The 22,761-nt window shown below is 38.1% G+C and carries 24 protein-coding genes and 2 other annotated features; of the genes, 3 read left to right on the top strand and 21 right to left on the bottom strand.

The window, feature by feature from the left end; translation table 11 throughout:
- Window positions 1-55: 55 nt before the first annotated feature.
- From T479_RS20975 to hmpA, 12 genes are all read right to left on the bottom strand, one after another.
- Window positions 56-2,041: an ABC1 kinase family protein gene (locus T479_RS20975; RefSeq protein WP_024364579.1), complete on the bottom strand. Its 1,986-nt coding sequence runs from the start codon at window positions 2,039-2,041 to the stop codon at window positions 56-58.
- Between the two features lie 283 nt (window positions 2,042-2,324).
- Window positions 2,325-3,275: a c-type cytochrome gene (locus T479_RS20980; RefSeq protein ID WP_025220748.1), complete on the bottom strand. Its 951-nt coding sequence runs from the start codon at window positions 3,273-3,275 to the stop codon at window positions 2,325-2,327.
- Between the two features lie 423 nt (window positions 3,276-3,698).
- Window positions 3,699-4,406 (bottom strand): DsbA family oxidoreductase, encoded by a 708-nt coding sequence (locus tag T479_RS20985; RefSeq protein ID WP_025220749.1) that lies wholly within the window; start codon window positions 4,404-4,406, stop codon window positions 3,699-3,701.
- Window positions 4,407-4,416: 10 nt separating this feature from the next.
- A complete protein-coding gene (locus T479_RS20990; protein ID WP_024364582.1) occupies window positions 4,417-5,193 on the bottom strand; it encodes a sulfite exporter TauE/SafE family protein in 777 nt (258 codons plus the stop codon).
- Window positions 5,194-5,336: 143 nt separating this feature from the next.
- Window positions 5,337-5,564 carry a sulfurtransferase TusA family protein gene (locus T479_RS20995; protein WP_024364583.1) on the bottom strand — a complete coding sequence of 76 codons (228 nt, stop codon included), beginning with the start codon at window positions 5,562-5,564 and terminating at the stop codon, window positions 5,337-5,339.
- Between the two features lie 47 nt (window positions 5,565-5,611).
- Entirely contained in the window at window positions 5,612-6,739 is a 1,128-nt protein-coding gene (locus T479_RS21000; protein ID WP_025220750.1) for an MBL fold metallo-hydrolase, read from the bottom strand.
- Between the two features lie 160 nt (window positions 6,740-6,899).
- Complete coding sequence (locus T479_RS21005; RefSeq protein WP_025220751.1) at window positions 6,900-7,295, bottom strand: DsrE/DsrF/DrsH-like family protein; 396 nt, start codon at window positions 7,293-7,295, stop codon at window positions 6,900-6,902.
- A gap of 16 nt (window positions 7,296-7,311) precedes the next feature.
- Entirely contained in the window at window positions 7,312-7,866 is a 555-nt protein-coding gene (locus T479_RS21010) for a sulfurtransferase TusA family protein (protein WP_038509995.1), read from the bottom strand.
- A gap of 77 nt (window positions 7,867-7,943) precedes the next feature.
- Window positions 7,944-8,240 (bottom strand): rhodanese-like domain-containing protein, encoded by a 297-nt coding sequence (locus T479_RS21015; RefSeq protein ID WP_024364587.1) that lies wholly within the window; start codon window positions 8,238-8,240, stop codon window positions 7,944-7,946.
- Between the two features lie 12 nt (window positions 8,241-8,252).
- The gene (locus tag T479_RS21020; RefSeq protein WP_024364588.1) at window positions 8,253-8,594 is read right to left on the bottom strand and encodes a rhodanese-like domain-containing protein; all 342 of its coding nucleotides are present in this window, start codon (window positions 8,592-8,594) and stop codon (window positions 8,253-8,255) included.
- 44 nt (window positions 8,595-8,638) lie between these two features.
- Window positions 8,639-8,899, bottom strand: a complete 261-nt coding sequence (locus T479_RS21025) for a metal-sensitive transcriptional regulator (RefSeq protein ID WP_024364589.1) — start codon at window positions 8,897-8,899, stop codon at window positions 8,639-8,641.
- A gap of 198 nt (window positions 8,900-9,097) precedes the next feature.
- The gene (hmpA, locus tag T479_RS21030; RefSeq protein WP_025220753.1) at window positions 9,098-10,264 is read right to left on the bottom strand and encodes an NO-inducible flavohemoprotein; all 1,167 of its coding nucleotides are present in this window, start codon (window positions 10,262-10,264) and stop codon (window positions 9,098-9,100) included.
- Between the two features lie 193 nt (window positions 10,265-10,457).
- On the opposite strand from hmpA, the gene T479_RS21035 reads away from it, so the two are divergent.
- Complete coding sequence (locus T479_RS21035; RefSeq protein ID WP_024364591.1) at window positions 10,458-10,895, top strand: RrF2 family transcriptional regulator; 438 nt, start codon at window positions 10,458-10,460, stop codon at window positions 10,893-10,895.
- A gap of 66 nt (window positions 10,896-10,961) precedes the next feature.
- Here T479_RS21035 and T479_RS21040 read toward each other — a convergent pair whose 3' ends face one another.
- From T479_RS21040 to T479_RS21065, 6 genes are all read right to left on the bottom strand, one after another.
- The gene (locus tag T479_RS21040; protein ID WP_025220754.1) at window positions 10,962-11,942 is read right to left on the bottom strand and encodes a GNAT family N-acetyltransferase; all 981 of its coding nucleotides are present in this window, start codon (window positions 11,940-11,942) and stop codon (window positions 10,962-10,964) included.
- Between the two features lie 22 nt (window positions 11,943-11,964).
- Complete coding sequence (locus T479_RS21045) at window positions 11,965-12,417, bottom strand: nucleoside deaminase (protein WP_024364593.1); 453 nt, start codon at window positions 12,415-12,417, stop codon at window positions 11,965-11,967.
- Between the two features lie 18 nt (window positions 12,418-12,435).
- Window positions 12,436-12,813: a VOC family protein gene (locus T479_RS21050; RefSeq protein ID WP_025220755.1), complete on the bottom strand. Its 378-nt coding sequence runs from the start codon at window positions 12,811-12,813 to the stop codon at window positions 12,436-12,438.
- A complete protein-coding gene (locus T479_RS21055) occupies window positions 12,810-13,244 on the bottom strand; it encodes a DUF1801 domain-containing protein (RefSeq protein WP_024364595.1) in 435 nt (144 codons plus the stop codon). The genes T479_RS21050 and T479_RS21055 overlap by 4 nt, the downstream gene beginning before the upstream one ends.
- A 556-nt stretch (window positions 13,245-13,800) precedes the next feature.
- On the bottom strand, window positions 13,801-14,205 hold the full coding sequence (locus tag T479_RS21060; RefSeq protein WP_025220756.1) for a GNAT family N-acetyltransferase: 405 nt from the start codon (window positions 14,203-14,205) through the stop codon (window positions 13,801-13,803).
- A gap of 101 nt (window positions 14,206-14,306) precedes the next feature.
- Window positions 14,307-14,801: a DUF1648 domain-containing protein gene (locus tag T479_RS21065; RefSeq protein WP_025220757.1), complete on the bottom strand. Its 495-nt coding sequence runs from the start codon at window positions 14,799-14,801 to the stop codon at window positions 14,307-14,309.
- A gap of 318 nt (window positions 14,802-15,119) precedes the next feature.
- Between T479_RS21065 and T479_RS21070 the strand changes: the two genes are divergently transcribed.
- Complete coding sequence (locus T479_RS21070) at window positions 15,120-16,814, top strand: methyl-accepting chemotaxis protein (RefSeq protein WP_024364598.1); 1,695 nt, start codon at window positions 15,120-15,122, stop codon at window positions 16,812-16,814.
- A gap of 85 nt (window positions 16,815-16,899) precedes the next feature.
- On the opposite strand, the gene T479_RS21075 is transcribed toward T479_RS21070, so the two are convergent.
- Entirely contained in the window at window positions 16,900-17,655 is a 756-nt protein-coding gene (locus T479_RS21075; RefSeq protein ID WP_025220758.1) for an HAD-IIB family hydrolase, read from the bottom strand.
- A gap of 199 nt (window positions 17,656-17,854) precedes the next feature.
- Window positions 17,855-18,137 (top strand) — a binding site (T-box leader).
- Between the two features lie 63 nt (window positions 18,138-18,200).
- On the opposite strand from T479_RS21075, the gene T479_RS21080 reads away from it, so the two are divergent.
- Window positions 18,201-19,772, top strand: a complete 1,572-nt coding sequence (locus T479_RS21080; protein WP_024364600.1) for a 2-isopropylmalate synthase — start codon at window positions 18,201-18,203, stop codon at window positions 19,770-19,772.
- Between the two features lie 199 nt (window positions 19,773-19,971).
- Here the strand turns inward: T479_RS21080 and metG are convergent, their stop codons facing one another.
- Window positions 19,972-21,606, bottom strand: coding sequence for a methionine--tRNA ligase (metG, locus tag T479_RS21085; RefSeq protein ID WP_024364601.1), 1,635 nt, complete (start codon window positions 21,604-21,606; stop codon window positions 19,972-19,974).
- A gap of 146 nt (window positions 21,607-21,752) precedes the next feature.
- Window positions 21,753-22,013: a binding site (T-box leader), on the bottom strand.
- A 93-nt stretch (window positions 22,014-22,106) separates the two neighbouring features.
- Window positions 22,107-22,760 (bottom strand): HAD hydrolase-like protein, encoded by a 654-nt coding sequence (locus T479_RS21090; RefSeq protein ID WP_025220759.1) that lies wholly within the window; start codon window positions 22,758-22,760, stop codon window positions 22,107-22,109.
- Window position 22,761 lies beyond the last annotated feature (1 nt).

Here is a 22,761-nt window from a genome sequence, read left to right on the forward strand (position 1 = left end):
GTGTTTTGTAATCTTTTTGTAATATAAAAAAGGTAGGAGAATCATCCCCTACCTACTATTTCATTGAACGTAAAGCTTGAATGGACAGCCGTACTAATAATATCGCACATAGAAATAACCCTAGATATGCGGCCGTATTCAAATACACTGCATATGGCTCATGTATAAATTGAGAAATGGCTAACAACGCAACAGAAATGATTCCAAATGTAATGCCGACAAGTAATAAGACAAAACGCGAAAATAGCTGAGTAATGAACCGTGCATTGTGGTCATCTGAAAAAATATCATGATGCAATATAATTTTTCCACTTTCTACTCGTTGAATTAGCTGATCGATACGCCTTGGCATTTTTCGTAAAGTAGGTATTAACATGGACAGTTCTTCCTGTATACGCTCTTTTGTTTCTAACGGTTCTTTAAACGGTCTTAAAAATGCAGCTCGCATATAAGATGCCGAAAAATCCTTCGCTTCTGTAAAAATATCAAATTGTGAATCAATTACACGTAATGTTCCATCTAGTGTTACTAATGATCGAAGCGCCAAACCAACAGAAGGATAAAACGCAAGACCAAAATCCCGTACCACTGTAAATAACGAATGAATTAGTTCTTCGGTAGGGATACGATCAACATAGGATATTTTCAGCAAGATTTGATCCATAGCCTGCTCCACCCTAGCACGTTCCGCATGTTCTTTATTTTCTACGAGTAGCATTAAGCCATCATATAAAATACCTGAATCATTTTGTTGAATACCTAGTAAAAATAGCTTTAACCCTTCTTGCTGAGTAGCACCTAGACGTCCAACCGCTCCGAAGTCTAGCAGAATTGGGACTCCATCGGTCTCATCAATATAAACGTTCCCTGGATGTGGATCGGCATGAAATATCCCTGAAAATAACATTTGTTCAAAAAAGGAATACAAAATTGTTCGTGCAAATTGGCTACGATCAATGTTTAGTCGTCGAAATTCAGATGCCCCTTCCGCCACACTTTTACCACGAACGTATTCCATAACAATAATGTCTTCATCACAAAACTCTGTATATATTTTAGGGATGCGCACTTTATAATCGCTTTTAGCAAGAGCATTTGTTACCTGTAGTGTATTACGTACCTCGATATCTAAATGAATTTCTTCCCTTAACCCATCAGCAAATCCACCAGCTAATTCTCGAAAGCCTAACGACTCTGCCCAAGTAGATTTGTTGGAAAACCAATTTGCAAATTCCTCTAAAATATCAAGGTCATCACGCATAATTCCCTTTACCTCAGGACGCAGTAGCTTCACCACAACTTCTTCGTAATTTTTCAGTCGTGCCTTATGTACTTGTCCAATAGAGGCTGCTGCTAATGGCTCCATTTGAAAGTGAATAAAGACATCATCTACTGACCTTGGCAAGGAAGTTTCTAAAATCTTTGTCACCTGCTCATGCGGCAAAGGTTTTACACTTTGCTGTAGATGTTCTAGCTCATCAATGATAATTGGAGAAAATAATTCTTTACGCGTAGATAGTACTTGCCCGAATTTGACGAAAATCCCGCCGCATTGCTCTAACGTTGTTCTTAAGGCAATGGCAAGCTCCTTTTCATTTTCTCGTTGCCTCGCATATTTAATCGTTTGGACAATCCCATTCGTCACTGCAATTTTTAACACCTGACGTAATCGCTTCTGCTGACGCCAGTAGCTACGCAATCTCAATAAAATTGATTTTTGCCCATGACGGCGCTCTCCACCTTTAATACCAATCGGATCAAAAAGTTCGAAAACGAGGTAGAGCAGCATGGAGATAAGGAGCATACTACCTATCCAAATAAGGGTGCTTACTTCCGTAACGGTTTGCATCATCGTTTCCGATAAAAAATCTCGATGGCGTAAGTAGGAATACCAATATACAAAGGACGTAAGCGTAACACTAATAACAACAGAGAGCACTCTGCGTACAAAATTTATATTAGAACCTATTAACCGTCCGCTAACAAAATAAATAATTCCTGCAACAAAAATAATTTGAATTAGTAACTTCAAATAAACCAACAAGTGCCACCTCCCGCTGTTTTTCCTAATACTGCTAGTATAACAAATTCATGAACGAACTTTCCTTTACTAGCCACTAACGACAACAAGAGGTTTTACAGAAACATATCTTCATCAGTTCAAGTCATTCCATTAGCACCTTTTATCTAGTATGTACTCTCCTACAGCGAAAAAATCCACTCCGCTTTCCATGGGTACATTGTAAGACACAACAACTCGTGTGTTCCCAAAGAAGTCTTCGTGGATTTTTAAATTTCAAAATTGTTTGAGTGACTGGCACTTGTTAGTTCGTAGAGAGCACTTGCTCCCAATCAATTGTGCCATTTTTCACTTGTTCGCGTTTTTCTTTGTTCATTAAGTCGTTAGGACGACCACCTTTAGGCCAGTCTTTATCGTGGTTGGCCCACTCTGGACGATCTTGCGATAAAATGTAAGCAGCTAAATCAGCAGCATCTTGATCTGATAACGTACCACCCGCTCCAACTGGCATATTGTTTTGAATGTAGCCAGCCATTTTAGACATACGTGCCATGCCCGCTCCATCATTAAAGGAATTTTCGCCCCATAATGCAGGACCTGTAGTTGCACCCGTTCCAGAACCATCAGCAGCGTGACAAGCAATACAAGATTGCGCATACAGTTCTTCACCATGTGCTACATCTGGAATAGGGACGCTTTTCATATTACTTGTGCCAGCCCATTCACGCTCTGCACCAACAGGCACGCCTTGTGAAATATAAGCAAAATAGGCTACCATCGCTTCAAGCTCGTCACTATTCATTTCAAATTTTTTACCGTTCATACTTCGCACCATACAACCATTAATGCGCTCTTCAATCGTTACAATGCCTCCAGAACGAGCAATATATTGTGGATAATTAGCTGTGACACCAACTAGAGAAGAAGCTTGTTCATCATACCCTGCACCTGCATGACAGCTTGTGCAAGATAGCTGATTTCCTACGTATTCATCTGCCGCAACATGCGTATTACTTACCAGTTCATAACCATATAAAATCGCTTCTTTCATCGGTCCATCCGGTACTTCTTCGATACTTGGCGGAGCGTAAACGATTTTTTGTGAATTTGCCGTCGTTGGTATTTGTGTTTTAACCGCCGCTTCGTTCGTCTCACCATTGGCGTCACCTAATATTTTGTCACTAATGGCTGCTCCAACAAAAAGAGTAGCAGCTATTAAGATTGTTCCTGCTATACCAGTTGTCATTTTCTTCATCACTAATACCCCCCTTTGTATGTTAATTTTATTCTAGCAAGATAATATATGGCAGGATGTGATTTTTCTCACACTTCGCAATTTTAGAACCATAAAGCCGATAAAAATGGAATTAATATACATAAAAATTTGTGCTATAACAACAGAAACAATGCTTAATACCCCTTGTAGTTTCCACTTTTATCTGCTAACACGATTAAATAAAAAACCAACGGCTTGCTTTGTAGCATATTGTTCGGTAGGAATAACGCTAGCGTAGAGGCGACTCTCCTGTTCAGAACGCAAGCAGAGGGTTGTGGCTTACTGTGCTGAGCGGAAAGCGCCGCCGTAGCGGACAACTTCGGCATAGCAAAAAAAGTGTTAGATTGACCTCAGTCAATCTAACACTTTTTCACTTTTGTGCAATAGCGTATGATGATGCAGTTATAATTTACATGCACCATCCGCACAAGAAGCATCACCGTTACCAACCATATTTAAAGTGGGTTTAATACCAGCAATTTCCGCAGCTTGATGCAATGTACGTACGAATACTTCATTCGGCTCAGCACCTTTAATACCGTAACGATTTTCAAAAACAAAGAATGGCACGCTTTGTACCCCAATCTGTTGCGCATCGTAGCGATCTTTATCTAACTCTTCCTTAAAAGCTTCATTTGTATTCAATACTTGTTGTGCTTCGGCAACATCTAAGCCTAACTCTTTAATAACCGCTAGCAACATGGCATCATCATTTAAGTCTTTACCTTCCATTAAATAAGCAGCCATTAACGCTTCTATATAAGCGGCTTCTTTCCCAAATTGCTTCGTCCATTTTGCCAAGCGGTGGGCTTTCTCTGTATGCACTTTTTTCATCTCAGCAAATTGATATGTGAGCCCAACTTCCTTTGCTCGTTCAGTAATACCAATTGTCATTTGTTCAGCTTCTTCAAGCGTTACGTTTTGCTGAGCCATAAAATGTTCATAAAAACTTTGCCCCGTCTCTTTCGGTGCAGTAGGATCAATTTGATAGGATTTGTACTCTATCTCTACTTGATCAGTATATCCAGCCTCTTTTATTGCTTGTTCTAACTCTCTTTTCCCTATATAACAAAATGGGCATGAGAAGTCAGAAAACACTTCAATTTTCATTGTTATCCTCCTATAAAATATCCATCCAAATTTTAATAGCCGTTGCTAGAATCAAGACAGCTAATATCCCTTGTAATACTTTCGTATTCAAACTTTTCCCTGCTTTTGCTCCTAATGGCGCTGCTATTAAACTTGCCACAATCATGATGGCTGCTGGATAATAATCCACTTGCCCCGTCATTAGCTTTCCTATTGTTCCCCCAATGGAAGAGATAAAAGTAATGGCTAAACTTGTAGCAATCGTCATACGCGTTGGAATTCTTAGTACAACAAGCATGATCGGTACAAGTAGGAAACCACCTGCTGCTCCTACGATACCAGAACCAATACCGACTATGAATGCTAAAATTACCGCTACGGGCTTATTAAAAGTAACATCATTCATTGGCTTATCGTCAATTTGCTTTTTAGGAATAAACATCATAATTGCCGCTATAAGCGCCAAAATCCCATAAACGATATTAACGCCTGCCTCCGATAAATATTGGGAACCAAAGCTACCGACAAAGCTACCTGCTAAAATTGCCCCACCCATATAAATAATCAGGGATTTGTTTAGATAGCCACCTTTACGATATGCCCATACCCCTGCAATCGAAGCGAAAAACACTTGTACAGCACTAATACCTGATACTTCATGTGCTGTGAATGCAGTAAATCCTAGTAAAGGTGGAATATATAATAGCATTGGATATTTAATAATCGAGCCTCCAATACCAAGCATACCTGAAATATAAGATCCTACAAAGCCGATTAAAAATATCGTAATAACCCATGTTATATCCATCTATTTTTCCTTCTTTCAAGTCGTTTACACCTTGTTCCTTAACGCAAAAGCTAAGTTCACCAAGGCTATTACTGCATTCGGCAAAATGCATTGTAGAATGAAGTGGAAAGGTGAGTGTCCTGCTTGAACACTCACCCGTCTCATTACGCTTTTTGAATAAAGAATGTAATGACGCCCGCGTCTTCCGATTTATCTAAAATCGTGTGACCACCTGCATTTGCCCATGCAGGGATATCCGCTAAAGCCCCTTTATCTGTTACTTGTACTTCCAAAATCTCACCTGAAGCTAGTGTATCCATCGCCTTTTTTGTTTTTACGATCGGCATTGGACAAGATAAACCTTTTGCATCTAATTGTAAATTTGAGTTCATGTTAATCTCCTTTTAAATTGTTTGTAAATTGTTTGGGTGACTGGCACTTATCTTACTGCACAGCGGTTCGGGCCAATCTCCATTTCAGTTTGTTCCTCTATAGCTGGCGTTATTTTCCCCATATTCACTTGACGAATTTCTTGATATGCATTTGGTTGTGGTGGTAAGTTATCTGTAACAATACTGCGGAATGTTTCAGCATCTTCAATGTTTAAACCATGATTTTCAGCAAATAACTCCCCTAAACGTTTTGCCACAGTACCATCTTCATTTAGCTCATCAATAATCATAAAATGAGCAGGTAGAACAATTAAATCGTCCGATAATTCACGGTAACGTTTATAAAGTGTTTCACGTAAATCACCAACCCAGTCTTCTGCAAGTCCTGCTAAATCAGGACGACCAATTGAATCAATAAATAAGATGTCCCCTGTTAATAAATATTTGTTATCTACAACAAACGACGTTGAGCCAATTGTATGACCTGGTGAATAAAGTGCACCTACATCAATTTTCGAAGCCCCAATTTGCACCACATTGCCATCTACTAATGGCGTATAATCAAATACAACCTCTTCTGCATCTTTTGGTGGTAAATAATATGTTGCACCTGTTTGTGCTGCAATATGGCGTCCACCTGAGATATGATCCGCATGCAAATGTGTATCAAAAACATGTTTAATTTGAACGTTTTTCTCTTTTGCAAAGTTTGTAAATACATCCGTGAAGCGTACAGCGTCAATAATTGCTGCTTCGCCTTCAGAAATAACCATATAAGATAGACAGCCTTTACCTAAACGAACGAATTGGTAAAGCTCACCACCACCTGTTAAATCGCCTACTTTAATCGGTTCTAAATATTCACTCCACGTTTTCATACCGCCCTCTAAATAGGCAACAGTACGTCCAGCATCAGATAGCATCTCTGCCACCATCATTGAAGATCCTTCCTTTGCACAAACGACTAATACATCTTTGTCCGTAGGGATTTTAGGTAAAATTTCTTCGACACCATCTAATAGCTCAAAATACGGAATATTAAGGTATTCAAATTTGTGTCCATCGATTTTCCAATCTTCAAATGCATCTGTATTACGTACATCTAAAATAAATAATTCTTTGTTTTCGATTACTTTTTTCGCTACTTCTGCAGCGCTCCATTTTAATACTGACACTCCGTTTACCCCCCAAGGTATTATTTCGTTGATTTTTTTAGCGGAAAGGACATACCTCTCCGCTTATTGTTATCTTCTAGTCAAAATCCAATGCACTACTGAATATATTCAGCATTCGGTTATCACTCATGATAAACCGTCTACAGCTGTTGCAACTTAATTAGAACGTTAATGATGGTGCTGCATCTTTAGCGAATTCTAAGAATGTTACAGCTCCCCCAACCTCAATACCGTCTACAAAATCTTCTACTGTTAAGCCCATTACATCCATTGTCATTTGACACGCAATAAATTTAACACCTAATTCTTGTGCCATTACTACTAATTGCGGAATTGCAGGTACATTTGCTTTCGCAAAACCTTCTGCAAAATGTTCTGTACCAGCAGGCATTGGTAAAGCATTCATGCCTTGCTTATGAATTAAATTTAATCCTTCGAATGTGAAAAAGATTGCTACTTCCTTATCAGAAGCTGCCGCTGCTGTTGCGATATTGAACACCTTATACGCATCAAAAAGACCACCGTTACTTGCAATAATTGCTACTTTGTTTGACATAATAAATTCCTCCAATTTAAATAGTTTTAATTAATTCGCCCGTCCAAGATGTCATACCTGGTAAGACGTTAAATACTTTTGTAAAGCCATTTGCTACTAGCTTTTGTGCAGCTAAATCACTGCGAGCACCTGTACGACAAATCACATAAATTTCACGATCTTTATCGAGTTCAGAAAGGCGCTCTTCAAGCTCACCCATCGGAATGGATTTTGCCCCTTCAATGTGACCGAATGCGAACTCCGCTTCTTCACGCACATCGAGGATAAGTCCATCTCTTCCTACGATTTGTTCCAACTCAATTGTGGACTCAAACGTTTTTTCATCAGCTGACTCCTGCGCGCATTTACGAATGTAATGCTTAAGCACAGTATCTTCTTCCACTGTCCCGATATACTGATGCCCTACAGACTCAGCCCAAGCTGCGATATCGGCTTTTGAACCTTTATCTGTAGCTGAAACTTCTAAAATTTGACCATCCGCTAATTCAGCCATTGCCTTTTTCGTTTTAACGATTGGCATCGGGCAGGATAGCCCTTTGGCATCTAGTTGAAAATCTGCCTTAATACTCATAACTTCCTCCTTATACCTATAAGGGTATTATTTTTGCTAAAAAAATATAGAATAGGGTATACCCTCACTATAGACTATTACTGTACTTCGCCTTCCCATGCAAGCATGCCACCAACCATATTTGTTACATCAAAGCCTTGGCTTTCTAAAAATTGTGTAGCACGACCACTGCGAGCACCTGATCGACAAACGATAATATATGGTTCATTTTTATTTAACTCGTGCATGCGAAACTCAAGTAAGCCAAGTGGCATATTCATCATTCCAGGAATATGTCCAGCCTGCACTTCGTCCACTTCACGAACGTCGATTATTTTTAACATCTGTCCATCTGCTAAAGCTTGTTGTACTTCTTTTGCTGAAATTTCCTTCACAATCGTTTCCTCCTAATAGGCGCTCATGCCACCACGGACATTTGTTACGCGCTCATATCCTAGTTTTTTCAATTGCTTACACGCCTGACTACTACGCATACCACTCTGACAAATAACGACAACTTCTTTATCCTTCGGTATTTTATCAAAGCTAGAGCCTAACGGAATATTTTTGAATTGCGGGATGTTGCGACCTTTGTATTCAGCTGGCGTTCGCACATCGATGAATACTTTATCTTTATCATTCAGCACATTTTTTAATTGAGCTGTTGATATGGACTGCACTCCTTTTGCTGGCTTCATACGCCAAACTAAAAACCCAATCACAATAGCGATCATAATCCATGCTTCCAAGTATCACTACCTCCTATCTATATACTATAAAGGGTATAATAAATTTATCTACTTTTTACGACCAAATCCATCGCTTCTTGGATGGCACTATTCATTTTCTCTGAATCCCCATCAGCAGTCGCAACACAATTCAGCAAGTTCTCACTGACAATAACACCTATCGTCCGATCAACTGCAGAACGCACGGCAGATAGCTGTGTAATCACATCTTTACAGCTTTGTTCTTCTTCCATCATGCGTAAAATCCCACGCAATTGGCCTTCCATTCGTTTTACACGATTTGCTGTTTTAGCATCGTACGCCATTATGTGTACGCCTCCCTTCGAATTAAGTGATTCATCTTGCTTACGTGTTTTATAATATACCCCATTAGGTATAATGTCAACATGAAAGATCTATTTTTTTCTTAAAGCGCTTTACATATAGATTTCATAACGCATGACATAAAAAAAACTCTGTTACAAGTGCGTAAAATGCAGCTTATAACAGAGTTCATTATAATTTTAGTTTGCTAATTGCATGGCAGGTCCAAAGAATTCATAGTGAATTTTTTCATCTTTAATACCAATTTCATGGAGATTTTTAATAACTGCCTCCATAAAACCAACAGGACCACAGATATAAACGTCCGTATTATGTGGAATCTGTTCTGCCAATAGTTCTTTCGTCAATAACTTATCCTCATCCGAATAAAGGGCTGTATAGGATGCATTCGGAAGGGTATTTACTTTAGTTTGGATGTCATCACTAAATGCTACTACTTTTTCATTACGTGCACATTGGATAAAATGCACTTCATTCACTGCATCATCCTTTAAAGATTGTAGCATACTGTTTAATGGTGTTACGCCGATTCCTCCACTAACAAATGTAATTGGAGCTGCAGTTTCTTCTAATACAAATAAACCTGCTGGCACACTTACATCTACTAAATCTCCAACTTGTAACACATCGTGAATAAAGTTAGATACTTTACCATTTGGTGTATGATCGCTTTCACGTTTTACTGAAATACGGTAGCCATCCTCAGCACTCGCTTGTGAAAGTGTATATTGGCGGTTTAATAAATATTCTTCCCCTGGTACTTTGACACGAATGCTAATATATTGCCCTGGTTCATATGCCGGAAGTGGCGATCCATCTTCATTCACAAAGTAAATAGAAGTAACAAGGTCGCTTACAACTTCTTTTTTAGCTACTTTCAGTGGTTTAAACAAACGCCATCCACCATTATTTTCAGCTTTTTGATAAAGATCTTCTTCTACCTGAATGAAAACATCCGCAATAACGCCATATGCTTCAGCCCATGCGTTGATAATATCATCTGTTGCCGCGTCACCAAGCACTTCTTTAATTGCTTTTAGTAGATGTTCCCCTACAATCGGGTAATGCTCTGGTAAAATTCCTAAACTACGATGTTTATGAGCAATTAACATAACGGCTGGTAAAATCGCTTCTAAATTTTCAATATGAACTGCTGCTGCATACACGGTATTTGCTAATGCAGTTTGTTGACGGCCTTTTTCTTGGTTTGTGTGGTTAAAAATATTCAATAATTCTGGATGAGCTTGAAACATATTTTTATAAAACGTCTTAGTAATTTCTACCCCATGAACTTCTAATACGGGCACTGTTGCTTTAATAATTTGTACTGTTTCTTGTTTTAACATATCGCATACCATCCTTTCGTGATTACAATATAACGCTTACAATTCATTAAAGCAATATATAAAATACATCTTTAACAAAATAGACAAATTTGATGTATTTGAAATACATGTTTTAAAAAAGTACTGATTTACAATAATTTAAGGTAAAAATGCTATAATTATTGAAGTGAATTACAGAAAGTAGGGTGTTCCAATGCGATTAACTTTATACACAGATTACTCCCTTCGAACACTCATTTATCTAGGTGCGAAGGAAGACGGTCAACTATCAACCATTCAAGAAATTTCAGATGCCTATAATATATCAAAAAACCATTTAATGAAGGTGACACACCAATTAGGACTGCTTGGTTACATCGAAACGATTCGCGGTCGAGGTGGCGGTATCCGTTTAGCAATCGATCCAAAGTCCATTACGATTGGTGAAATTGTACGCCATACAGAAGAGGATTTTCATCTTGTTGAGTGTTTCGACAAAGAAAACAACTTGTGTAAAATTGCACCTGAATGCCAGTTAAAAGGTGTCCTCTATGAGGCATTACAAGCATATATGGCTGTCCTTGATCGCTATTCTCTTGACGATTTTTTACACTCCAAAGAAAAGTTAATGGCCTTGTTATTTGGTAAATAAAAATACCCGCTCAACAATTGTTGGTCGGGTATTTCTTTATGACAGCCTTATTCTAGACATTGCCTGTTATAATGCTTTTGAAAAGACAATCATATCTAATGCTCGTATGCCATTTTCATAAATGGGTTCAGGATACTTACTGAAAAAATTCTTTTCGATGGTATCCATCCTGAAGCCTGATTTTTGATAAAACGCAATATTGTCAATACTAGAATTTGCTGTGCCTACTAAAATATTTTCATATCCTTGTCCTTTACAAAGGGCAAAAATTTTGTTCAAAGCTTCCTTCCCAATGCCTTTGCCCTGAAATGCTTCCACAACCGCTATATTTTTCAACTCAATTGTTGCATCAGACTGTGGAATAAGCAAGGCTGTACCTGCCAATTTTTCACCGCATTTAATGGTGTAAAGTTCACCATCATTCATATATTGGCGAACGGTCATTTCACTTTCATCCGCTAGTAATAAATATGGTAAGTAACTTTCACGGCTACCTTCCACTTTTTCTATTGTTGTATAATAACGTACAAAATCCACACGTTCAAAAACGTTTAATACGCAAGGTTGCTTTTCCTTTACTTCTAACCAAGAATGTTCCTGCGGAAACTCTTTTTCTACACCTAGACGAATAAAAGGCAACTTTTCCTGTGCCTTTTGTGAGCGAATATTGATCTTTCTAGCCCCTGCGAAAACGCGTTCAAGCCCTAAATCAAAAAAAGCAATTTCTAAAATGGCCTTTTTCGCTTCCTCATTGTAGCCTTTTCCCCAAAACTCATATCCTAGCCATGACCCTATGTGACAACACTTATTTATATGGTCTATAAACATCAATGCTGTGACACCAATGAGTCGACCTTCCTCATTTAGCACAACACGAGGAACAGTCTTTCCTTCTTCCTCGTCTACACATTCACGTTTGATAAAATTAATGGTATCTTCCACTTTCCCAGCAGGTAACCCAAGCGCATCCCGAACCTGTGGCATTGAAGACAATGCATGCATTGCTTCAGCATATTTTATGTCATGCTTTACTAAAGTTACTGCCATATTCTTTTCTCCTTTTACGTATTTAGGTTTTACTATGCCAAACATGCATTGGACTTTTTGCTATATCCTCTACTGGCATATGAATCATGCGAAACACACGCTCTTCATTAATTTTCTGCAAATCTGCATAAACCTCACTTGAGCGACTTAAACCAACTGCCATTGCATCAGCTAGTGAATTAGCATAATAAGCCTTGTCGACACCCGCCATTGCCATTGCACCGAAGCACATCGGACAAGGTGCCCCACTTGCATACATAACCGTGCCTCGCAAATCGATAGAACCGAGTTTTTCTTGTGCACGTCTTAAGGCAAGTAGCTCAGCATGACCTGTACTATCCGGTCGCAAATGCAGTTCATTGACGCCTTCCCCAATGATTTCATCGCCCTTTACCAAGACAGCTCCAAATGGCTGACCGCCTTGTGCTATATTTTGAAGAGCAAGCTCCACTGCTCGCTCCATCCATTGATTCATATATACTCCCCCTGATATTTAATTATACGTAAGTTGCCACGATACACCGAAACGATCCTGAATCCAAGCAAACTGCTTAGAGAACCCATAGTTATTTAAGGGCATTAACGCTTGTCCACCATCCACTATTTGTGCAACTAAACTTTCGATTTCTTCTATCGTCTCACACGTCAAAAAGATGGAAATTGCAGGGGTAAAGGAAAAAGCATGCTTGATTGAACTGTCATTCATCATAATTTTCAGACCTTTTAAATCGATTTCAGCCATTGCAACCTGTTGTGTGTCCTCCACATAAGTCAAGTTTTCAATTATTAACTCTGGGAACCATTGCTTATATTGCAAAATAGCTTCATGCGCTTGTCCTTGGAACATTAAAAATGTAGTAGCACTTTTCATATATTCAACTCTCCCTCATATCTATTAACCCATTGTGCAGGGGTCATTTTGGAAACAAGTTCTCCAATTAAATCATATGGAATATTTTTTGTACTCGTAAAACGAATACAGCTTTTCCCCATATTTAGCTTAGTTGGTACACGCTTTGCATACTCCTCTTGAAACCAAGATAATAAAGCATTATCTGCATAAATACCCATATGGTAAACTGCTATATGTCGCTTTTGCGCTGCTAAGCTAATAAATGGTAGTGGTGTATTAGGTGTTACATGATAACCTTTAGGATATGACGATAACGGCACTACATAACTAATCATGTCGTAAGTCATTGTCTGTTCAAAGCCATCAGGAATATTCGTTGCTACTACGTCCGCAAGCTTTGCAAAGCTATCTCGCCATTTTTCATCTACTTGTTCGATATATGCATGCATGAAATTCCCCCACTTTTCAATATTTTGCTTCTAGAATGAATTAAAAATATTCCTTAATAGTAGTATGAAGATTATTAGTTGGCAATAGTGACAGTGTCATTGCTACAACAATCGACAAAAGTTTTACAGCATATAGCTTTTACCCCGAGAACCTTATGCTCAACCCTTTGCCTTCCGGTTGTGTTCTTTCGTATAAAACTAGCCCTTGTGATTTCATGCATCTCCGCTAAACGAGCTAGCTGTGACTCTTGTTTTTTCGCACTCTAAATGTATCGTGCCCAATCTTTTTGATATCCTGACGTTTGCGCGTCTTAAACAGCAACATCATTTGGATTTTCTATCAGTATAGCGCGTAATAAAGGGACCATACATTCATAGTCGCTTACACATTAGCTACTTGCTGTTTTAATGCTAACAATAAAAATGTATCAACCAATGACATAAGTCTTAATTTACCCTAAATTTATCACAAAGTATTTAAATTAACTTCAATTGTCCAAAATATATACAAAAAAACGCTTGGATCAATTCTCCAAGCGCTTTGTTCTTTCTTTTCTTATCTTCCTGCTTGCATTGCATAGTTCCTATAAACCATGCCGTTTGTTTTCTTCATCCCAAATTTTTCATAGTAAGGTACAAGGTCATCATCACAGCATAAATCAATCATATAAATCTCATCCAATTCTTTTAGCATTCGACTTACTAATTCCTTACCTATACCTTTATTTTTGTATTGAGGTAATACTTCCAATAATGGAACATAGGCAGATAATACACCATCACTTATCGCCGTAATAAATCCTATTAATTCATTTGTATCCTCATCAATCGCCAAAACTATTTTGCTGCTATTCTCCAACAATCGTAAATGTGTTTGGGGATTAGGTGGATTCGGCCAGTCTACAAAAAAACCATTTAACATATTTGCAGATATACCTTTGAGTGAATTCTTATAAATCATTTTCTCAACTCCTAATATTTTTACTATTAGATAGCTGCAAAAAATCAATAGAACAGTAACAAGCTATTACCTCCCATATTTATAATTAATCCGTGCACTATTTATTTAATCTTTGAAGAAGCAATTAGACCTTTCAAAATCGGGATACCTGTACCAATTAGCACCACTGGCAAGAACCACCAGCCTAATCCTTCGATCTTTCCTAATGCAACAAGTACTATTTCACAAGAAATGATTGCAAATAAAATTAAACAAAAGTTTTTTACTTCATTGCATAATCTACGACTATTTAAATAAAATGCCTCAACGTTGCGCTCATTTAATCGGGCTGGATAATTATGCATATGTGGCGCTTTCTCGAGAAGCCCTAAAAATATCCACATAAAAATTCCGATACCTGGTAAAATTAATACTTCTATTTTCGAACCCCATCGGTCAACCTCGCCCTTAGCATTAAAATGTGCAGGTATTTCTTCTGGTAAATTACCCCATTGTAAAATAATAAATAGGATGGATACAGTAAATAACCCGCTACCAATAACGTCCAAACATTTTTCATACTTTGTTTTTGGTAATGTTAAGATTGGTCGATACATTGTCCCACATCCTTGGTTAACGTTTATGGTATGTATACGGTTGTTTCAACTTTTTAGTTTCAATTATTTATATGAAAAACATTACAGCTTAATACCATTCACTGTATTTTCATTCACTACTGACACAAAATAATACATTTATCTCCGCTTTAAGTAGTATAATCTATAACTTAATTCCCTCTTTATTTCATATTTTTTACTATGAATAAACTCATATTGCTTTTTAAAATCCATATAATCTGATATAAATGGTATATATACATATTTCACCTTTTTGTAACATTTCTACTAAAATTACTAGGAAAGGACTTTTCAAACATGCGATTTACGATTTATAAAAAATTAATTCTCGGTTTTTTTATAGTTATATTAGTTTTAATAGGCACGATTGCGCTAAATTTTAAACAGCTTAATTCTGTAAATGGCACTTATCAAGATTTACTCGAAGAACAAACTAAAAAGTCTATTAGTATACAAGAACTAAGAGTACTTGCAAAACAAGAAATAGTTAGTATGCGTGGATACCTTCTACTTGGCGATAAACAAAATCGTGAAGGTAATAAATCCGCTCGTGAAGAATTTAAAACAAAATCAGAAAGTTTAATGGCTACACTAGAGTCCAAAAAATCAATTGAACTGTTAGAAGCCGTCAATAAAAGTGAGCAAAATGTTCAGCAATTTGCCGATCGAATGTTTTCATTAAAAGATGCTGGTGAAACCGAACAATATGAAAAATTAGATAGCACACAAGGACGTCTTATTTTAAAACAATTTGATGAGCGCGTTGAAAACCTTGCCAATTACCAAAGTGAAGCTGTAGAAGCCAAAATAACTGCTACTTCCAATGAGATTGATGGCATTAAGATGCAAATGATTTTGCTTGGCATATTTGCCGTACTTATTAGTCTGATAATTGCAATGATTATGGGAACAATTATTTCTCGTCCTATTAAAGGTATGGCAAAGGCAGCACAAAAAATTGCTGAAGGTGATTTAACGGCTGAGCAAATTCGCATTAAAAATCGTGATGAAGTTGGTGATTTAGCATTAGCCTTTAATCAAATGGCTCAAAATTTAAAGAACTTGATTACCAATGTCAGTCAAAATACGATGCAAGTAAGTGCCTCTGCGGCTGAATTAACAGCTAGCGCAGATCAAACTATTCAAGCAACTGAACAAATTACTTCCGCTATGCAAGAAGTGGCAAGCGGCTCTGAAGCCCAAGGAAAAAATGCAACTGAAAGCTCGCAAGCTATGAAAAACATGACGAATGGCATTCAACAACTAGCATCGACAACTGCTGCTGTTTCTGAATTGGCTATTGAAACCAATACTGAGGCAAACAAAGGGAATGATTCGCTTCAGCGTGTTATTTCTCAAATGGATACAATTAATACAGCTGTCTTGGAGTCTGCTACTGTTGTCAAAAAACTAGGAAATCATTCTGTAGAAATTGGCAATATCATTAGCATTATTACTGATATCGCTGAGCAAACTAATTTACTAGCGTTGAATGCTGCTATTGAAGCAGCTCGAGCTGGCGATCATGGTCGCGGCTTTGCAGTTGTTGCTGATGAAGTAAAAAAATTAGCTGAGCAATCGAAGAACTCTGCTGAACAGATTGCTGGTTTAATTTCTGAAATTCAACAGGAAACAAATCGTGCTGTCACTGTGATGGATACTGGTACACAAGAAGTTCAAGTTGGGATGAAGGTTGTTAAAGTGGCAGAGGAAGGCTTTTCAAAAATCGTTGACCTTATTGAGCAAGTTTCCAAACAAATACAAGAAGCAACAACTGTTTCAGAGGAAATGTCCTCAAGTGCTGAACAAATTTACGCATCCTTTGATGACATTGCGACAATTGCCCAAACGTCATCTTCGAACTTGCAAAATGTTGCTTCTGCTTCAGAAGAACAACTCGCAACAATCGAAGAGGTTGCAGCTTCTGCCGCTACTTTATCGACAATGGCAGAAGAATTACAATCACAAGTTTCCAAATTTAAAGTTCAATAGCAAAATTGTGTGGGTGACTGGCACCCACACAATAAGCCGCAACTGTCGCTGTCGCGCCGTTTGTTGCGGCTTTTTTGTGCCCTATTCAGTGACTGGCACTCAAACAATTTAACCGTTGGATCATTTCAATTACTGCTGTTTCTTCACTTGGCACTTGTAATGTTGCAAGCTGGCTTACCTTATGCGCTCCAACACAAACACTGTCTAATGCTTTTGCAAACATGGATGCATCATTTGCATCATTGCCAAAGGCGATAAACTGATTTTGTTCTACGCCTAATTTCTCCAAGCCGGTCCACTTATTAATTCCGCTTGGGCTTATATCTATTATGTTTTCGGATGCATGTTCATATATCGAAATCGGTAGCTTTTGTAGCTGCGTTAATATTTCTAAGTGATGTGCACCAGGGAATAATACAATTTTCACGATGTCCTTTAGCTCTTGCAATGTCACTTGCTTTGCTAGCTTGAGTGGATCTAAATTTTGATAGATTGGATGTGTCTCACTACCTGTAAAGGCATAATCCCATTCACCGTCCACTAAATAAGCTAATTGATAAGCCGTTATAATATGCTTAATGTCTTCAACAATTTGTCCCTCGAATGCTACTATCTCTTTTATGGCCCCATTGACTGCAACAAATGCTCCATTACCTCCAACCATCGAAAGTTGATGCATCGACTCGGGCAATATTGGTAACAAATCTCGAATCGGACGAGCAGAGGCAAAAATTACTTCATGTCCATTCTGTAGACAACTCTCTAATGCAGCTATAATACCAGCACTCAAAGGCTGACCTTTAAAACAAATCGTGCCATCTAAATCAAATACAAATTTCATTGTTTTACCTACTTTCGATGTATATAAAATCCCCCATATTATCTCATAAAATATACCTTTATTTGTTAAAAATAGCGTGTGAAAATCCGCTGATTCAAAACCTATTAGTACATTTTATCTTTAAAACAGAAAACAAATAATTTTTAGAATATTGTTGACATACTGAAAATATCCACGTATTATAACTCTCAACAACACATTGTAAGCAAAGATTGGAAGTAGTAGAAATGCTCGTGTACTTGTAGAGAGCCGGTGGTTGGTGAAAATCGGTAGACACACATTTTGAACTCATCCATGAGCTACTCCCTGAACCTCATCGAATAAGGCATACGATGCTTAGTAAGTTAAATGCCGGTTTCAACGTAAGGGATGTCGGTTTCCACCGTTATTGGGATAGACAGTGATAGCTGTCGATAAGGGGACTTTTTCTTGAAAGAAAAGGTCAATTAGAGTGGTACCGCGAGCAATAACTCGTCTCTATATTTTGATATAGAGGCGGGTTTTTTTTATTTTTTTATTAATTACAACAAAAGGAGTGTTTGAAAATGGGAAGAAAAATTTGGGTGTTTGATACAACTTTACGTGATGGCGAGCAAGTGCCAGGGGCAAAACTAAACTTATACGAAAAAGTAGAGATTGCACAGCAACTCAAAAAATTAGGCGTCGATATTATCGAAGCTGGTTTCCCTGCTTCATCACAAGGTGACTTTGATGCTGTAAAAGCTGTCGCACAAAAGGTCGGCAATACGAATGACATTATGATTACAGCTTTAGCACGAGCAGTACAGGCTGATATTGATTCGGTATACAACGCTGTAAAATATGCTGAAAATCCAATGATTCATATGGTACTTGGCACTTCTGATATCCATGTTGAAAAGAAATTCAGTAAATCGAAAGATCAAATATTACAAATTGGCGTAGATGCTGTGAAATATGCAAAAACACTTTTACCACAAGTGCAGTATTCAACAGAGGATGCTTCTCGCTCAGATTTTGAATACCTATGGAAAACAATTGAGGCAGTGATGAAGGCTGGCGCAACGATGATTAACGTGCCGGACACTGTTGGATTTGCTGAACCTGAGGAATTTGGCGCTATGATTTACAAGCTGAATGACCGCATGAAAAATCTAAATGACAGTGTTTTACTAAGTGTACACTGTCACAATGACCTTGGAATGGCAACAGCTAACACACTTGCTGCTATTAAAAACGGGGCAGACAAAGTCGAATGTACCATCAATGGTATCGGGGAACGTGCAGGAAATGCCGCACTCGAAGAAGTTGTCATGGCATTGAAAACACGCAGTTCTATCTACAATGCAACTACGCGCATTAACACAAAAGAAATTATGAACACATCACGCCTTGTTTCTAGCTTTATGGGCTTAGATGTACAAGTGAACAAAGCCATTACTGGAGACAATGCATTTGCCCATTCTTCAGGTATTCATCAAGATGGTTTGCTTAAATCTCGCGATGCCTATGAAATTGTCCATCCCGAAGATGTAGGTCTGGATGATATGGAACTTGTTTTAACGGCTCGTTCAGGGCGCCATGCAGTAAAAAATGCACTGGAGAAGTTAGGCTTTTCAAATCTATCGAATGAAGAATTTGAAGGTATCTTTGACGGCTTCCTAAAATTAGCTGATGCTAAAAAAGAAGTTTACGACCACGACTTATATGTCATTGTAGAAAGTTATTATGAAAAGCATGACGCAAATCATGCCAATGCGACTCATTATAGTGAGCAATTTTTTGACATTGTCGATTTACAAGTCGTCAGCAATGCAAGCTTCCCTTCTGCTAGTGTAAAAATTCGCAAAGGTGGCGAAGTATTAAAAGCTAGTGCAGTCGGTTCAGGCCCGATTGACGCCTTGTATTCTGCCATTGCAGATATTGTACAAATAGATGTAAAACTTGTGGAATATAACATTAACAGCGTATCTCGTGGTAAAGAAGCGCTTGGTAAAGTAAAAATTACAATTGAACACGAAGGCGCGAAATATATTGCAAAAGCGGCAGATACAGATATTTTAAAAGCAAGTGCAATGGCTTATATCAATGCTATCAACAGCATTGTTGTAGCGAACCTAACACCCGTTACGAACTAAATTGTTTAGGTGTCAGGCACTCATACAATTCTCATACAATTCACATATGTTTTAAAGAAAAATCCGTGGAGACTTCAGTGGAATCCGCACAGAACATAAGCCGCCATAACCGCGCATTAGCGAGTATATGGCGGCTTATCGTGTGCCCAGGGAAAGTACAGTGCCAGGCACTCATACAATTCCAGTCACTTAAACAATTTTATTGACTGTCATTTACTAACTTTTGGTATTCTTCTTCAATTAGCCCTACATCAAGCCGTTCAAATAACGGTGTTACTTCGGTAATGCTTTTAGGTAGCTCTACTTGCTCATGCCACAGCAATTCGGTTATGCCTAACATGTTCCGAATTTTCTCTGTAGAGAACGGTAAAAATGGCTGTAGTACTTGACCTAAATTTGCAATCATATAAACACATGTTGCGAGCGTTTGATGGCAATCTTCCAAATTGTCCTTTACTTGTAACCATGGTTGCTGTTCGTCAAAATAGCGGTTGGCTGCGCGAATATATGCAAAAACCCCCTCTAACGCTTGTTTAAAATGCCCCGCTTCAATCGCCACACCGACATCACTAAACAATTGAATCGTTTGTTTCCTTACAGACCCATCGACATCCACCTGAGGCACTTGACCATCAAATGACTTCTCAATAAACTTCAACGTGCGATTGACAAAGTTGCCGTAAGCTCCTAGCAATTCTCCATTGTGACTATAAATAAATTCTCGCCAAGAAAAATCAGTATCTCGGTTTTCCGGCGCATTCATTGTTAAAAAATATCGTATCGAATCTGCATCATAGCGACTTAAAATATATGGCACCCACACGGCCCAATTTTGACTCGTAGATAATTTTCGTTTTTCCAATGTTAAATATTCATTTGAGACAATATGTGTTGGCAATGCTTTTGCCCCAATCCCCATCAAAATCGCTGGCCAAATAACTGTATGGAATGGAATATTATCTTTGCCATGCACATAGTAAGCAATGGTTTCTTCATTCCACAAATCTTCAAGTGCTCTATTGTGTTGTTTTGCCCATTCCATACTAGCTGTTAAATATCCTGCTACCGCTTCAATCCACACATAAACTTTCTTTCCTTCAAAGCCTGGAACAGGTACGTCAACTCCGTTCGGTAAATCACGGGTAACAGCACGATCTGGTACGCCTTCCGCTAAGTAACGTTCAGTTAAGCCTAGTGCATTGTCTCGCCAGCGTTTATCTGCTTTGGCTTCAGCTAAAAACGTTTCAAGTCTTCCTTGAAATTGACTAAAAGTAAAATAAAAATGTTCTGTTTCTCGGATAACAGGCTCATTGCCACAAATTTTGCAACGCTTATCGATTAATTCGAGTGGATCTAAAATTTGTGAACAATTATCACATTGATCTCCACGTGCCTTCGCTCCGCAATTTGGACAAATACCTTCTACAAAGCGATCAGGTAAAAACTGCTTATCCGTTTCACAATAGGCCTGTTCAATCTTCTTTTTGTATAAATAATTATTTGCTAGCAGTTGTAAAAAAATAGACTGTACCGCATCATGGTGGTGCTTTGCATCCGTTCTTGTATACAAATCATACGTAAATCCTAAGTCATGAAAACATTGTGTAAATTCGTTATGGTAATGGTTTGCGATTGCTTCTGTCGTCGTATTTTCCTGTGCAGCTCGAATTGAAATCGGCGTACCATTACAATCACTTCCTGAAACATACAATACTTGCTCACCTTTTTGTCGGTAATATCTAGCCAAAATATCACCTGGTAATAATGCAGCGATATGCCCTAAATGCAATGAACCATTCGCGTAAGGCCACGCTCCTCCAATTACAATTGTCATCTTAAGTTACTCCCCTCAATCTTCCAAATTTCTTGTTATGCGGATAACATGTTTTTCCTATCTTCATTCGTCCCTTATTAGAATTTTCTCCTAATTTTTAATAGCTAACGCTTTTTGAAGATAAAAAAAACGCCCTAATCATGACTGATTAGGACGAGTATACCCGTGTTACCACCTATATTTACAAATAGCTTACACTATTTGCCTTAATCAGTACGTCTTGCATTTATATAAGAGATACTGCCGCTGTTGTAACGAGTGCCCACCTCGTCGTAATCTACTCGCAAAAAGCTTTCGGTACGAAGCTCAAAGGTCATTTTCAAAAGGGTTCATTTACCTCATTTCCACCAACAGAGGCTCTCTATTAAATGCTTGTCCAATTTACTTTTCCTTCTCAACGCTTTTATTATAGTTTGGCACTATTTTACTCTTTCCCCTTATGGAATGCAACGTAAACATTACGAGCTTGCTATAGATGGATGAAGAACAATGATACATTTTTATAAAATAGTCGCTAGTGCAGATGGTATTTCCTGTAGATTATCTATCACAATATGTGCCTTTTGTAACTCGGATTCTTGAGCAAAATCAAAGCGTACACCAATTGAAAATAGCTGATTATCTCGTGCTGCTTGGATATCCGACGAACGATCTCCGACAACAGTGCCAGCTTGAATGGCGTTTGCTTCGATTACACTTCTTACTAAATCAGATTTATGACCACTTGGAATAGATTGAATACTATATGTTCCTTCTATAAAACGGTTCAGCTTATATGTTTCAACAATTGCTTGCAAGTACTCTTGTTGTCCGTTGCTCGCTATGTATAAATGATAGTCGTTTGCTAAAGTAGCGAGTGTTTGCTCTGCATTTGGATACAATGCGCCTTTGCCGTTTCGTATTAGCTCGATAAGCTTTTCATGAAATAAAACATTACTAGCTTCACGCACCTCTAATGTGTGCATAGGGCATAATGTTTCCCATACAACAGGCAATGTAACCCCCATAATTTCACGATATTGGGCAATGGGTGTCTCCCCCTGCCATAATCCCTTTGTACGTAGCACATCGAATGTCGCAGAAAGAGCCGGCTCTAAAATAAGATTTGTTTGAAATAATGTGCCATCCATATCAAAAATAATTGCTTTTTTCATA

Source organism: Lysinibacillus sphaericus (genome assembly GCF_000600105.1).
GTDB classification, from domain to species: domain Bacteria; phylum Bacillota; class Bacilli; order Bacillales_A; family Planococcaceae; genus Lysinibacillus; species Lysinibacillus sphaericus.

Coding starts and splice junctions, on each gene's coding strand:
- T479_RS20980 (WP_025220748.1), bottom strand. CDS start 3,275: ATGAAGAAAATGACAACTGGTATAGCAGGAACAATCTTAATAGCTGCT.
- T479_RS20985 (WP_025220749.1), bottom strand. CDS start 4,406: ATGAAAATTGAAGTGTTTTCTGACTTCTCATGCCCATTTTGTTATATA.
- T479_RS20990 (WP_024364582.1), bottom strand. CDS start 5,193: ATGGATATAACATGGGTTATTACGATATTTTTAATCGGCTTTGTAGGA.
- T479_RS20995 (WP_024364583.1), bottom strand. CDS start 5,564: ATGAACTCAAATTTACAATTAGATGCAAAAGGTTTATCTTGTCCAATG.
- T479_RS21005 (WP_025220751.1), bottom strand. CDS start 7,295: ATGTCAAACAAAGTAGCAATTATTGCAAGTAACGGTGGTCTTTTTGAT.
- T479_RS21010 (WP_038509995.1), bottom strand. CDS start 7,866: ATGAGTATTAAGGCAGATTTTCAACTAGATGCCAAAGGGCTATCCTGC.
- T479_RS21025 (WP_024364589.1), bottom strand. CDS start 8,899: ATGGCGTACGATGCTAAAACAGCAAATCGTGTAAAACGAATGGAAGGC.
- hmpA (WP_025220753.1), bottom strand. CDS start 10,264: ATGTTAAAACAAGAAACAGTACAAATTATTAAAGCAACAGTGCCCGTA.
- T479_RS21035 (WP_024364591.1), top strand. CDS start 10,458: ATGCGATTAACTTTATACACAGATTACTCCCTTCGAACACTCATTTAT.
- T479_RS21040 (WP_025220754.1), bottom strand. CDS start 11,942: ATGGCAGTAACTTTAGTAAAGCATGACATAAAATATGCTGAAGCAATG.
- T479_RS21045 (WP_024364593.1), bottom strand. CDS start 12,417: ATGAATCAATGGATGGAGCGAGCAGTGGAGCTTGCTCTTCAAAATATA.
- T479_RS21050 (WP_025220755.1), bottom strand. CDS start 12,813: ATGAAAAGTGCTACTACATTTTTAATGTTCCAAGGACAAGCGCATGAA.
- T479_RS21055 (WP_024364595.1), bottom strand. CDS start 13,244: ATGCATGCATATATCGAACAAGTAGATGAAAAATGGCGAGATAGCTTT.
- T479_RS21060 (WP_025220756.1), bottom strand. CDS start 14,205: ATGATTTATAAGAATTCACTCAAAGGTATATCTGCAAATATGTTAAAT.
- T479_RS21065 (WP_025220757.1), bottom strand. CDS start 14,801: ATGTATCGACCAATCTTAACATTACCAAAAACAAAGTATGAAAAATGT.
- T479_RS21070 (WP_024364598.1), top strand. CDS start 15,120: ATGCGATTTACGATTTATAAAAAATTAATTCTCGGTTTTTTTATAGTT.
- T479_RS21075 (WP_025220758.1), bottom strand. CDS start 17,655: ATGAAATTTGTATTTGATTTAGATGGCACGATTTGTTTTAAAGGTCAG.
- T479_RS21080 (WP_024364600.1), top strand. CDS start 18,201: ATGGGAAGAAAAATTTGGGTGTTTGATACAACTTTACGTGATGGCGAG.
- metG (WP_024364601.1), bottom strand. CDS start 21,606: ATGACAATTGTAATTGGAGGAGCGTGGCCTTACGCGAATGGTTCATTG.
- T479_RS21090 (WP_025220759.1), bottom strand. CDS start 22,760: ATGAAAAAAGCAATTATTTTTGATATGGATGGCACATTATTTCAAACA.